The 12,277-nt window shown below is 41.0% G+C and carries 15 protein-coding genes; 14 read left to right on the forward strand and 1 reads right to left on the reverse strand.

Annotated features, from left to right (window positions below):
- Positions 1-18: 18 nt before the first annotated feature.
- From LIZ66_RS08920 to LIZ66_RS08985, 14 genes are all read left to right on the forward strand, one after another.
- Positions 19-846 carry a pseudouridine synthase gene (locus LIZ66_RS08920; RefSeq protein WP_227200878.1) on the forward strand — a complete coding sequence of 276 codons (828 nt, stop codon included), beginning with the start codon at positions 19-21 and terminating at the stop codon, positions 844-846.
- A 375-nt stretch (positions 847-1,221) separates the two neighbouring features.
- Positions 1,222-1,962, forward strand: coding sequence for a 30S ribosomal protein S2 (rpsB, locus tag LIZ66_RS08925; protein ID WP_118579468.1), 741 nt, complete (start codon positions 1,222-1,224; stop codon positions 1,960-1,962).
- Positions 1,963-2,069: 107 nt separating this feature from the next.
- Positions 2,070-3,008 (forward strand): translation elongation factor Ts, encoded by a 939-nt coding sequence (gene tsf, locus LIZ66_RS08930; protein WP_173715911.1) that lies wholly within the window; start codon positions 2,070-2,072, stop codon positions 3,006-3,008.
- Between the two features lie 339 nt (positions 3,009-3,347).
- Complete coding sequence (locus tag LIZ66_RS08935) at positions 3,348-3,698, forward strand: DUF6075 family protein (RefSeq protein WP_118579471.1); 351 nt, start codon at positions 3,348-3,350, stop codon at positions 3,696-3,698.
- 117 nt (positions 3,699-3,815) lie between these two features.
- Positions 3,816-4,499: a response regulator transcription factor gene (locus LIZ66_RS08940; RefSeq protein ID WP_173718324.1), complete on the forward strand. Its 684-nt coding sequence runs from the start codon at positions 3,816-3,818 to the stop codon at positions 4,497-4,499.
- A complete protein-coding gene (locus LIZ66_RS08945; RefSeq protein WP_173718325.1) occupies positions 4,483-6,042 on the forward strand; it encodes a sensor histidine kinase in 1,560 nt (519 codons plus the stop codon). The genes LIZ66_RS08940 and LIZ66_RS08945 overlap by 17 nt, the downstream gene beginning before the upstream one ends.
- Positions 6,043-6,136: 94 nt before the next feature.
- Complete coding sequence (locus LIZ66_RS08950; RefSeq protein ID WP_227200879.1) at positions 6,137-7,066, forward strand: hypothetical protein; 930 nt, start codon at positions 6,137-6,139, stop codon at positions 7,064-7,066.
- A 364-nt stretch (positions 7,067-7,430) separates the two neighbouring features.
- Positions 7,431-7,694 carry a type II toxin-antitoxin system prevent-host-death family antitoxin gene (locus LIZ66_RS08955; protein ID WP_118579486.1) on the forward strand — a complete coding sequence of 88 codons (264 nt, stop codon included), beginning with the start codon at positions 7,431-7,433 and terminating at the stop codon, positions 7,692-7,694.
- Positions 7,687-7,989 carry a type II toxin-antitoxin system RelE/ParE family toxin gene (locus LIZ66_RS08960; RefSeq protein ID WP_173715914.1) on the forward strand — a complete coding sequence of 101 codons (303 nt, stop codon included), beginning with the start codon at positions 7,687-7,689 and terminating at the stop codon, positions 7,987-7,989. The genes LIZ66_RS08955 and LIZ66_RS08960 overlap by 8 nt, the downstream gene beginning before the upstream one ends.
- A 177-nt stretch (positions 7,990-8,166) precedes the next feature.
- Entirely contained in the window at positions 8,167-8,658 is a 492-nt protein-coding gene (locus LIZ66_RS08965; RefSeq protein WP_148461893.1) for an RNA polymerase sigma factor, read from the forward strand.
- 5 nt (positions 8,659-8,663) lie between these two features.
- Positions 8,664-10,517, forward strand: a complete 1,854-nt coding sequence (locus LIZ66_RS08970) for a hypothetical protein (protein ID WP_226815176.1) — start codon at positions 8,664-8,666, stop codon at positions 10,515-10,517.
- 436 nt (positions 10,518-10,953) lie between these two features.
- Entirely contained in the window at positions 10,954-11,277 is a 324-nt protein-coding gene (locus LIZ66_RS08975; protein ID WP_173718330.1) for a bacteriocin, read from the forward strand.
- 27 nt (positions 11,278-11,304) lie between these two features.
- Positions 11,305-11,496 (forward strand): bacteriocin, encoded by a 192-nt coding sequence (locus LIZ66_RS08980; RefSeq protein WP_226815175.1) that lies wholly within the window; start codon positions 11,305-11,307, stop codon positions 11,494-11,496.
- A gap of 276 nt (positions 11,497-11,772) precedes the next feature.
- Positions 11,773-12,147: a hypothetical protein gene (locus tag LIZ66_RS08985; RefSeq protein ID WP_148461890.1), complete on the forward strand. Its 375-nt coding sequence runs from the start codon at positions 11,773-11,775 to the stop codon at positions 12,145-12,147.
- Positions 12,148-12,204: 57 nt separating this feature from the next.
- On the opposite strand, the gene LIZ66_RS19955 is transcribed toward LIZ66_RS08985, so the two are convergent.
- On the reverse strand, positions 12,205-12,277 hold a 73-nt coding region (locus LIZ66_RS19955; protein ID WP_408611521.1), incomplete at its 5' end, for a DUF6783 domain-containing protein.

Genomic DNA, 12,277 nt, shown 5'->3' on the forward strand with positions numbered 1-12,277 from the left:
GGAGAGCTACTATAAAGAATGGGAAAAGCAGTGAGACTGGACAGATTTCTGGCGGATTCAGGAGCAGGTACGAGAACGGAAGTGAAGAAGCTGATCCAGAAAGGAATGGTTCAGGTAAATGGTGAGAAAGCGAAAAAGCCGGAACTGAAAATAGATCCGGAGACGGACGTGGTAGAATTTGGCGGAGAGCATGTTGGAGCAAGGGCAGAGTTTGTGTACTATCTTTTGCACAAGCCTGCCGGATATGTAAGTGCCACAGAAGATACCAGGGAAAAGACAGTTCTGGATCTGGTGCCAAAGGATGGCAGACGGAATCTTTTTCCGGTAGGACGTCTTGATAAGGATACGGAAGGCTTGCTTCTTATTACAGATGATGGACAGCTTGCCCACAGACTGCTTTCCCCGAAGAAACATGTGGATAAGACGTATTTCGCGGTGACGGAAGGAAAAGTGGTGCCGGAGGATATAGAGAAGATCCGGCTAGGTGTGGATATTGGAGATGAGGAGCCGACCTTGCCGGGGAAGCTGGAGATTCTCAGTACATGGAAAGAGGATGATGACCGTAAAAAGGTCGAAGGTGAATCAGGAGCAGTGATAGCCAATTCAAATGCTGCAGGACATAAGGCAGATCCGGAGGGCAGCATCTGGTGTTCTGAAATTCTTCTGACAATCCACGAGGGCCGTTTTCATCAGGTGAAGCGAATGATGGAAGCTGTTGGAAAGAAAGTAATTTATCTGAAACGGATTTCTATGGGGGCGCTGACTTTGCCAGATGACCTGCCGAAAGGAAAGGCCAGGGAACTGACGCCTGATGAACTGGCGGCGCTGAAATGCGAAAACTCCTAAAAGGGTATGTCTGCTTACGCAAATATTGTTGAATATGAAAGTCAGCTGCTTTGCAGCTGTTGACTGTATTTGTAATTCGGGCTATCGCCCTACTTACTCATACGGTATAGCCCGCCCGATATCCATGAATTCGCTCATGCAAGCCTGGCTCATTCATGGCTGCCGTCTGGGACTTTCATTGTAAAATAGCGGAAAAATTAGCGGAAAAATTTGCAAAAACCCTCTTTACACGGAGGGTTTTGTCATGTTATAATACAAAAGTTGCAAACTATCAAACACGCATGGAGATTCCCAGGATGGTGCCCTGCGGTGTGAGGCTGGGTCCGAGAGGAAAAGGATTCATGCGGAAGAATTTAACCAAAAGGAGAAAAAGACATGAGCGTTATTTCAATGAAACAGCTTTTAGAGGCAGGTGTTCATTTCGGACATCAGACAAGAAGATGGAACCCTAAAATGGCTCCATACATCTACACAGAGAGAAATGGTATCTATATCATCGACTTACAGCAGTCTGTAGGAATGGTTGACGATGCTTATAATGCAATCGCTGATATCGTAGCTAACGGCGGAAATATCCTTTTCGTTGGTACTAAGAAACAGGCTCAGGACGCTATCAAGACAGAGGCTGAGCGTTGCGGACAGTTCTATGTAAATGAGAGATGGTTAGGCGGTATGCTTACCAACTTCAAGACTATCCAGAGCCGTATTGCGAAACTGAAAGAAATTGAGACCATGGAGTCTGATGGAACATTCGATGTTCTGCCTAAGAAAGAAGTTATCGCTTTAAGAAAAGAATTAGATAAACTTCAGAAGAACCTTGGCGGTATCAAAGAAATGAAGAGACTTCCAGATGCTATCTTCGTAGTAGATCCTAAGAAGGAAAAGATCTGTATTCAGGAAGCTCATACACTGGGAATTCCGCTTATCGGAATCTGCGATACTAACTGTGACCCAGAAGAACTGGATTACGTAATCCCGGGTAACGATGACGCTATCCGTGCTGTAAAACTGATCGTTTCCAAGATGGCTGACGCAGTTATCGAAGCAAACCAGGGACAGACAGACGCTGAGGGAGAAATCCAGGCTGAGTCTGAAGAGTTCGCTACAGAGGAATAATTTGTGAAAATTCTGGACATCAGCTGTGAATGAGCTATGCCTGCATAGGCATATCCACAGCTGACGGACAGGTCCTTACAACACACTATCATCAGGAGGAAATGAAAATGGCTATTACAGCAGCACAGGTAAAAGAGTTAAGAGAGATGACCGGCGCTGGTATGATGGACTGTAAGAAAGCTCTTACAGCTACAGAAGGCGATATGGATAAAGCAGTAGAGTTCCTTCGCGAGAAAGGTCTTGCTACCGCTCAGAAGAAAGCAAACCGTGTTGCAGCAGAGGGTCTTTGCAAGACGCTTGTTGCTGACGACGCTAAGAACGCAGTTGTTGTTGAGGTTAACTCCGAGACAGACTTCGTTGCTAAGAACGAGAAATTCCAGCAGTATGTTGCAGATGTTGCAGCTCAGGCTCTGACAACTACAGCAGCTGATATCGATGCTTTCCTTGCAGAGGCATGGGCACTTGATACCACTAAGACTGTAAAAGAAGCTCTTGCAGCTCAGATCGCAGTTATCGGTGAGAACATGAACATCCGTAGATTCGCTCAGATGAAAGAGGAGAACGGTTTCGTTGCTTCCTACACACATATGGGTGGAAAGATCGGCGTTCTTGTTGACGTTGAGACAGATGTTGTAAACGACGCTGTCAAAGAGATGGCTAAGAACGTTGCAATGCAGGTTGCAGCTCTGAAACCTCTTTACACAAGCGACAGCGAAGTAAGTGCTGAGTATATCGAGCATGAGAAAGAAATCCTTATGGCTCAGATCCAGAACGATCCTAAGGAATCCCAGAAACCGGAGAAGGTTATTCAGGGAATGATCACAGGACGTATCAAGAAAGAGCTTAAAGAGATCTGCCTTCTTGACCAGGTTTATGTTAAAGCTGAAGATGGAAAACAGTCTGTTGGCAACTATGTAGCACAGGTTGCTAAAGAGAACGGCGCTAAGATCACAATCAAAGGCTTCGTTCGTTACGAGACCGGAGACGGAATCGAGAAGAAAGAAGAGAACTTTGCTGAGGAAGTTGCAAAGCAGATGGGTAAATAATCCATTAACTTAAGTTTTCTTTCTATTATTTTAATAAGTCTGAATTTAAGTATTTAAAGGCCCTGAAAGCCTTATAAACACTACGTTTCACAGTGATTATAAGGTTTTCGGGGCTTTTTTCTATATTTTTCTAAAAAAGTCCTAAATACCGCCAAGCATCGCTGGAAATCACCAAGAATCTCCAAAAATTGAGTATTGAGTAAGGAAAAACTGAGTAAAAGCAAAGGCTTGCAATCTTCAGCGAAGTTACTCAAATTATCAGCGGTTTCATCAGATCGCCATAATTTTCAAAAATCAAATTATAAACTTAAAAACTAATTGCATAAGGAGGAAATCAATATGGCAAGTACAGCGATAGGCGCAGCTGGCGAGGATGCTCGCACAATAACTTTTATGAGCAAAGAACATAAGGAATTCTATTTGGAATATCTGCCTAAATGCAGATGGAAAGACGTATATCATGAAGCATTGGTATATTGTCTTGGAATTGACAGAGATACACGAAAACACGTTAACAAAATTTATGATTTTAAAAATGGCAGTGTGAAGCCAGAATGTCTGCAGGAAGGTGGAGGAAAGACCACTACCACTATCAATCTTGGAGTAGTGTTCCGATTACTTAGCCAATTATGTTGTAACATCGGAATGATTAAAACGCATTGCCATGAAAAGAAAATGGTTTTATTATAATGATATAGATTTTATGTGTGAAAATAATTCTATATTTTTTATTAACTCCATCGTAACTCCATATATCTAATGTATAATTACAGGAAATATTAAAAAGAAATTGTGGGGAGTGATTTTATGTATCGAATATTGGTTGTTGAAGATGAGGATGACATTCAGAAAATATTAGAAAACTATTTGATAGATCAAGGATATGCAGTTACACTGGCGTATGATGGTGTGGATGGGATTGCAAAATTTCACAATGGCGAGTTTGATCTTGTGCTGTTGGATGTTATGATGCCAAAGATAGACGGTTTTGGAGTATGTGAATTAATCCGTAGAGAATCGAATGTACCAATTATCATGCTTACGGCATTAGATGAAGAAGCGTATCAGATCAAAGGCTTTGATATGAATGCAGATGATTATGTCACCAAGCCGTTTTCTATACCCATTTTATTGAGAAAAATTGCAGCAATCTTGAGAAGGACACAAAGAGAAGATGAATTGCAGGTGATTTCTTATAAAACGTTAAGCGTGGATGTGAAGGGGCATCATGTTTATATTTGTAAAGCAGAAAAGGGAGAACAGATAGAGGTTGAATTAACACAGAAAGAATTTGAAATGCTATATGTTCTGCTGATTAACAAAGGAATCGTTTTGACACGCCAGAAACTTCTAAATATGGTATGGGGAGAAGATTATTATGGGGAAGAGCGAATTGTGGATACACATATTAAGAATATCCGCAAAAAGCTGGGAGTAAATCTGATTAGTACAATAAGAGGGGTGGGATACCGGATTGATAAAGAGAATTAAAAACAGTCTGACCATAAAAATTTGCACACTGATTGCTGTCTTACTGGCAGTATCCAGTGGAATTACATATGCGGTAATTGTAGGATTCCTTCCAACCTATTATAGTAAACAGCTACAGAAGGATATTGATTCGGTTTCACAGGAAATGATTGAAACCATTCATTCTTATGAAACGATTAATGAAGCTTCTTATGCCATTGAATTGTTTGAAGCAGGTTCGAAAGTTTCAGTCGTGATTTTGGATGAACAGGGAAATAGGATATGGCCGGCTGAGAGTACAGCCGTGACAGAAGATGTATTGGATAATGGTGTGGTAGAGCAGGGTTATATGGGTGATATGATATTGACACACGAAAATAGCGCAGAGCAAACCACTATCGTACAGGAAGAAAATGCGGCCTATGAAGAGGGAGTAATCGGCCAGGCGGACGTCGTAACAGAGGATGTCGTCCAACAGGCTGATGGAATTGCAGAAGTCGGAGATAATTCAGCAGTGAAACGGTACAGCGTTAAAGTGGGTGGAGAAACATATACAATGATTGTTTCTGGGGGAATGCAGCCAGTCAATCAGGCTCTTGAAATATTATATCAGATACTGCCGTATATCCTTGGAATCGCTATTATAGTTTCCATATTGTTTGCACTGGGGGCATCCCTTTATTTGACATTTCCGATCGTTAGGTTAAGTCAACTGGCTCAAAATATGGCTGCGCTTGATTTTGACAGTTCCTATCAGGGGAAAAGAACAGATGAAGTAGGAGTATTAGGGGAAAGCTTGAATGAGCTTTCCAAAAACCTCTCACGAGCATTGGAAGAACTGAAGAGTGCAAATGAAAAGCTTAAGTCAGATATCGAAATGGAACGCAAGATAGAGAAAAAGAGAATTGCATTTTTTTCAGCAGTGTCCCATGAACTGAAAACACCGATTACAATATTGAAAGGGCACTTGTCCGGAATGCTGCAGGGAGTAGGGGAATACAGGGACAGAAATTACTATTTGCAGCGGTCACTGGAAACCACAGAAAAAATGGAAGACATGGTAAAGGAACTTCTGACTGTTTCACGGATCGAGAATAACAAATTTATTACACAAAAGACCGATATAGCAGAACAGCTCCGCTTGCAGATTGCTGATATGGCTGAACTGATAGAAAATAAAAAACTGGAACTGCAAGTGGAGATCCCAGAACATTTGTATGCAGATGTGAATCCGGTGATGATGGACAAAGTTTTTTCTAACCTTCTGCTTAATGCCATCCGTTATACGCCGGAAGAAAAAGGAAATCATATCAGAGTTTTGCTGAAACCGGGAACAGATACCGAGACGGTATATTGCCAGATTGAAAATACCGGGGTGTTTATTCCGGAAGAAGCATTAGTCCATTTGTTTGAAGCATTTTATCGTGTGGAACAGTCCCGTAACCGCCAGACCGGTGGAAGCGGATTGGGTCTTTATATTGTAAAAATGATCTTGGACCAGCATGGAGCAAGCTATCGTATGGGTAATACATGTGATGGGGTTTGTTTTTCCTTTTCTCTATAAATCACACACAAATCACATATAAACTCCAATTACATTACAAAATTCAATGGTATGGTATGGACATAATAAAAAATGTAAAGGAGTTGGATGTACAATGAAAAGAAAAATTGCAGCTTTATTAATGGGAACTACCTTATCTGTGGCAGTATGCGGCTACAGTGTGCAGGCAATGACTTACGGATATGATATGGGAGGAAAGGTATTTATCTCCGAAGATTCTTCATCTTCCAATCTGACAGAGGAAGAAAAGGAAAAATTATCCGACTGGCATAAGGAAGAAATGCGTAATGAACTTGCTTATCTTGAATGCTACGGTGTTACTTATGATGCAGACAGTGATACACTGTATTATCAGGGGAAAACCGTAAGATGGCTGATTGACCGACAGCTTGAGGATACTTATAAGTCGATCCAGATGCCGGAAGGTGAAATTGATGTCTATACGGTAAGGGAAGACGATTACAGATTAACGGGCGTTCGGATTGCTACACAGGAAGAATATGACCAGCGGACAAAGGAAATGGAAGCGTTGGAAGCAGCGGCTGGAAAAGAATCATCTTATGTACAAGAAGCTGTGGATACAGAAACGGGAAGTACTATTCATATGTTTGCTTACGATGAGGAAACAGTAACGGAAGCCAATGATGGGTCAGCGACGGAAACAGCAGTAGTGACAGAAGATGTGGTGTCAAATTATGCGGAACAGAAGGATACAGTTGAAAATGCAGTGGAAACAGCAGAGGGTACCTGTGTAGTAGGAGATAATCTTAATTCAGAAATAAAGATTCAGGAATATAAGCAGAATGGCATTGACCTCGATTCTGCGACAGGTAGCTGGATGTGGCATGGAAAAGAAGTTCATTTACTAATGGACGAGGATGGAAGTTTTTACCAGAATGGAAGCAAGGAGGCAAAAGATAATAAGATATATCTGATAGTGAAACGGGAAGATGATGGCAGGATTAAAACTGTGAGACAGATTACAATGGAAGAAGTTATGGCACGTATAGCGCATTTGAATTAGAAATTAGATATAAACGTTTGCAAGGTGAAGCATATTGGGAAAATGTTGATTTTGACATTTGAGGATCATGAAGAGAACATGATTGACTGGATTGTGTCATGTTTAGGCATAGGTGTAAAGTCTTTTCAGATTCAGAATACTAAAACGGAAAAATTAAAATTTCGAGATCTAAGAATAGATTTTAGTTGTCGTAAGGTTATAAAAAATAATAGACAAGAATGCACCACAGCTGCGGCTGTGGTGCGAGTTTTTAGGCGGAAAATTTCTGGAAGTTCATACATAATTTTCAAAAATTCTAGAATAAGAATTTACACAGACTCATAATTATGATACAATTATAGCACAAGAAAGAGAGGTGTTCATTATGCCAACAATTATGCCGATTAGAGATTTAAGAAAAACCAGTGAAATATCGGAACTGGCACATAAAAAGCAGGAACCAATATTTATTACGAAAAATGGATATAGTGACTTAGTTGTAATGAGTTCAGAGCTGTATGAACGTTTTGCCCAGACAAACAAGATTGATCAGGCAATTTATGAAGCAGAACAGGAAGTAACAGAAGGAGCAGAGCCGATTTCATTAGAAAGTGCAATGGAACAGCTCAACAAGAAATATTATGGATAAATATGAGATAATGCTGTATCCAAGAGCGTACCGGGATATTCATGATATTTATGCTTATATTGCACTTGAAAAATTGTCACCTGAAACTGCAAAAGAACAGACGGATCGGATTTGGCAGGCAATAAAAAAGCTGGAACTGTTTCCAAAATCGCACCAGGACCGTCTGGTAGGCCGCTATGCCGGAAAAGAATATAAACAGCTGATCATTGACAATTATATTGCTATTTTTAAAGTTGATGAAAACAAGAAAAAAGTATTTGTATTGACAGTGCAATATCAGGGAAGGCAGATGTAAACGAAAGGGTTGAACTGCTGTACAAAATAACATTTAAGAATGATAGTCAGATATAAAAAGGACACAGACAGTCAAGTTTCGATTGCCTGTGTCTTGTTTTGTAAAAATAAAAAATTTTTGAAAGCAAATTCCCATATTTTAAGTCTAATAGTTATAAAAACAAAAAGGGGGAATAAAATGGAGGCTTTGGTAACAGCTGCTAAAAATGGAGATAAAGAAGCGTTCGTTCAGCTGATCCGGATAAATAAGCAGAGCATGTATAAAGCTGCCTGGGTTTATCTTCGGAACGAACAGGACATTGCAGATGCACTGCAAAATACGATCCTGTCCTGTTATGAAAAGATACAGGGATTAAGGGAAGTGAAATATTTTAAAACCTGGCTGATGCGGATTCTGATAAATGAATGCAAAGACATTCTCCGTCAAAAGAACCATGACACGGAACTGGATAATTTCTCAGAAGGTGTACATTGTGAAGATCTGGACCTTTGCGAATGGAAACAATTGCTTTTATGTCTGGATGAAGAAAGCCGGAAAATCGTGGAACTCTATTATTTTGATGAATTTTCCGTAAAGGAAATTGGTAATCTTCTTGAAATGAACAGCAACACCGTATCAACCAAACTTTCCCGGGCAAGAGCAAAATTAAAAAAGGTGATCAGGAGGTGAAGACTATGGATGAAAAAGAAATCAGAAAAATTTTAAAAGAAGAAACTGTGATACCGGACAATATTGATAAAGCTATGGAAGATGTTCTGAAGGGAATTTTGGATTCTCCAGATGAGAGAATGAGCAGCACGAAGAATCTAATTGTAAAATCAGATAAAGGAAGATCAAAAAATTCAGGGAATAAGAAAAAAATAATCCGGATTCTTCTTCCTGTGGCTGCTGTATTAGGCGTCAGCACCGGCGTACTTGCAACAAAACTTGGATGGCTTCACAAAGAACTGGAGCAGCAGGGTGTTACAGAACAGGAAGCTGTTCAAATGGTTGTCACAGAACCTGATTCAACTGCAGAAAATGTGGAAGATGTGACTTCTTATCATATAACGCCAAAGGAGAGGGATTGGAACCAGTCTATGCTGTCTGTTACAGAAGCGTATTTTGATGGCAGCGGTTTCAGCTTTCTTGGAGAGCTTTCCGGGGCGGTGGAGAATTATACGCTCAGCTGCCGTGACCATGCGACAGTGAATGGAGAAGATGCACTTGCAACTTTGAATAAGATAGACGGGGAAGATCTCTATTATGGACATATTACCCTGTATGATGATGCTTTGACAGAGAAAATATTAAATGAAGATTCCCAGGTAGAGGTTTCCATGACCATTCAGGCATATCCGGATTATAACGGCAGGATCTATTACACCTGGAAAGATGATGAAGCTTTCAGAAAGATTTTTAAAACTGGTTCTTTTACAGATTCAGAAGGAATGCTGGCTTATGCACTGCCTGCGGAGGATGCTTACAGAGGATATACGCCGCAGACCCTTACAGTAACCCTTCCGTTAAATGATGAAGTACGGGATATTATAGAAAAATACAGAAAAGAAGGAAAGATGCAGGCGGAAGATACTGGTGTAGAACCCATTTCGGATTCTACGGAAGAGAGTACACAGGAAACAACAGACTCAGAAAATCCTTCAGATGCTACGGGAGCGAATGAGAAATATGATCCGGAAACAGCAGTATTACAGGTAAAGGAAAGCCATGTAACAGCTTCTTTGCCGGGAAAATCTGGAACTCTTACGATAGAGGCTGATATTACCGGAAGTACCACCGATGTTTCGAAAGGAATTCTGGAAAAACGCAGCGTATCAGAGGAAGAAATCTGCTCCTGGTTTGGCGGGGAAGATGGCTGGAAAAAATCTGAGACAGATGAAACGGGCTGGGAAAATAAAGAGAAAGGATTGCAGTTATTCATTTCAGACGGAAGAATACAGTGTGACGGATTAAGTGAAAAAGACCTGGGAGCTTTAGAAAACAATACGGAAGGGGAATTAAATATTATAAATCAGCTGCTTTCCAAAGCTAATTTAACAGGAACTTCTGTAAGAAAATCAATCAGCAACATGACAGAGGGATATGATTATTACGATGCAGAGATTCTGTTGAATGGGATCCCGGTGGGCGGGCTTTCTCAGCATGGTTATCTGGGAACTGCAGGCTTTGGCCCTGCGCCTGAAGACTGTTATTTCAACATACCGATTCCGCTTCAGTTGAAAGTGGAAGAAACAGTTACTATGCTTCCAATGGAAGAAATTATGAAGTCAGTGGAACAATATGTAAAAGAAGGCAAAATTGGTCTCTTCACGGAACAGGACACTGCGGAGGAAACAGAATCCACCACGATTCCAGTTACAAAAATATGTTTGGAATACTATATTGATGAAACCGCAGACGGAATCACATACAGACCTGTCTGGAGCTTTCGCTGCCCTTACCAGTGGAAAGATTCCCCGGACGAACAGGAACTGTTTTACATAGACGGGGAAACGGGGGCACTGATTCGTGATGCGTTTGGCTGGTAGGTATGAAAAAAAGAGCCGGATCCATTCCGAATTAGAATAAGTTCAGAACCCCCAGTTTATTCAGTAAGTTGCGTCAAATTTGCGTAAGCTTTATGAGCAGAACCGCGCAAATCCATATAAATAAAGCCTGTTCACAAATACTTCGCAAAGCAGATGGGTAAATAATCCATTAACTTAAGTTTTATTGTGCTGACCGGGGACAAACTGGGGGCAGATCCCTCCAAATGTGTGTTTTTCGGACAGGGATATTATGAGAAAACTGTCAGTGCATTGCAGGAATATGAGAATTATACGGAAATTGCTTATAATCCGGGTACTGATATTTAATGGAAATTTAGAGCACATTTTTTCAGGCATGATGCAGACCGCAGATACATATGGAGTGGACCTGCCGGGGAAAAGGTGGCTGTAAATCTTGACTATGGCAGAGAACAAAATGACAAAGGAAGTTTTAAAAGCTGCAAAGGGAACCGGATCTGTGGAAGAACTTCAGAAACTGGCGAAGGAAAACGGCATGGAGCTTGATGCTGCACAGGCAGAAGAAATGTATGCCAGATTACACCCGGTAACCCAGGAACTTTCAGATGATGAGCTGGACAATGTAACAGGCGGTGATTCCTGCGACGTAGGATACAGCTGCCCGAAATGCGGAAGTACGGAGGCTTCTTCCAGAGAGCCGCTTTATGGCTGCACCTATGTAACCTGCGCCTGCTGCGGTGCAACCTACTGGGATCCTACTTCCACCAAAACACAGAATTAATTGATTTTGGATGGAGGGATATTTTTGATGGAAGACGAAATAACAAAAAGAGAGCTTTCAGATGATGAGTTGGACAATGTGTCCGGTGGAGGATGCGAGGAGAATGCGCGAAACTGCTGTCCACAATGTGGGAGTACAGAAGCGAAAACAATTTTCAGTAGAGAAGACGGTTCTCAGGTTGAATGCGCTGTTTGTGGTACGGGGTACTGGAAAATTTAAAGCGCATTCCCAAAGTCCCTGGCTCGCAGCCTTTTAGTGGAAAATCCCGCAGTCCGTATTGATGATAACGGATTGCGGGATTTTTTATAAAAAAGATACTTTAATATTGCTCTTTACAATAGGTATAATTATTTTAAATATGTTTAACATTGGCAATACACAGAATTTAACATAGACAGCTATAATATCTTTCAGAAAAGGAAAAAAGAATGATATTTTTGAGTTGCTGCGAAGTAACCGAACAGTAACGCTTTTTAAGGCAAGGAGGCTTCTTTTATGAGAAAGATATTACAGAGAAATGAGAAAGTGGAGCTTAACAGTTTTATAGATGAATTTGTAAAGGCAAGACAGAAATACTTTACACCAGGTCAGGAATGGCTGGAAGCAGAGCTGGCGGAGGAAAAGATTAGCGTGTATATGGATAAAGCACAGCTGGAAAAAGATCTGGATGAGCTTGTAAAGACCAGTTTGATGTATGGCAAGGTACGGAATCTGGAAATGAAGATTCAGGTGAAAAAGACTGCAGATGGTGCTGGAATCTGTTTCTCGGATAATGGTGTTGGAAACTGGAGAAATAAGAGCATCTGTGTAACAGGAAAGCCTGGCAGAGGCCTGGAAACAAAGAAAATCTGGGGCGTGCAGGTTGCCTGAGTGTCAGTATATTAATGGTTTGAAAAAGGTTCTTTGCAAGACAAGTCAATATGGCAGTTACTTAATATTCGATGTATTAGAGCGTGTTTGAAAAATCATTCCCGCAATCTGCACGCCCCACTTTGCGGTA

Source organism: Blautia faecis (genome assembly GCF_020554845.1).
In the GTDB taxonomy this organism is placed as follows: domain Bacteria; phylum Bacillota; class Clostridia; order Lachnospirales; family Lachnospiraceae; genus Blautia_A; species Blautia_A faecis.

What these genes read in the sequence shown, in the direction of transcription:
- LIZ66_RS08920 (WP_227200878.1), top strand. Translation starts at nt 19, where the DNA reads ATGGGAAAAGCAGTGAGACTGGACAGATTTCTGGCGGATTCAGGAGCA.
- rpsB (WP_118579468.1), top strand. Translation starts at nt 1,222, where the DNA reads ATGAGCGTTATTTCAATGAAACAGCTTTTAGAGGCAGGTGTTCATTTC.
- tsf (WP_173715911.1), top strand. Translation starts at nt 2,070, where the DNA reads ATGGCTATTACAGCAGCACAGGTAAAAGAGTTAAGAGAGATGACCGGC.
- LIZ66_RS08935 (WP_118579471.1), top strand. Translation starts at nt 3,348, where the DNA reads ATGGCAAGTACAGCGATAGGCGCAGCTGGCGAGGATGCTCGCACAATA.
- LIZ66_RS08940 (WP_173718324.1), top strand. Translation starts at nt 3,816, where the DNA reads ATGTATCGAATATTGGTTGTTGAAGATGAGGATGACATTCAGAAAATA.
- LIZ66_RS08950 (WP_227200879.1), top strand. Translation starts at nt 6,137, where the DNA reads ATGAAAAGAAAAATTGCAGCTTTATTAATGGGAACTACCTTATCTGTG.
- LIZ66_RS08955 (WP_118579486.1), top strand. Translation starts at nt 7,431, where the DNA reads ATGCCAACAATTATGCCGATTAGAGATTTAAGAAAAACCAGTGAAATA.
- LIZ66_RS08960 (WP_173715914.1), top strand. Translation starts at nt 7,687, where the DNA reads ATGGATAAATATGAGATAATGCTGTATCCAAGAGCGTACCGGGATATT.
- LIZ66_RS08965 (WP_148461893.1), top strand. Translation starts at nt 8,167, where the DNA reads ATGGAGGCTTTGGTAACAGCTGCTAAAAATGGAGATAAAGAAGCGTTC.
- LIZ66_RS08970 (WP_226815176.1), top strand. Translation starts at nt 8,664, where the DNA reads ATGGATGAAAAAGAAATCAGAAAAATTTTAAAAGAAGAAACTGTGATA.
- LIZ66_RS08975 (WP_173718330.1), top strand. Translation starts at nt 10,954, where the DNA reads ATGACAAAGGAAGTTTTAAAAGCTGCAAAGGGAACCGGATCTGTGGAA.
- LIZ66_RS08980 (WP_226815175.1), top strand. Translation starts at nt 11,305, where the DNA reads ATGGAAGACGAAATAACAAAAAGAGAGCTTTCAGATGATGAGTTGGAC.
- LIZ66_RS08985 (WP_148461890.1), top strand. Translation starts at nt 11,773, where the DNA reads ATGAGAAAGATATTACAGAGAAATGAGAAAGTGGAGCTTAACAGTTTT.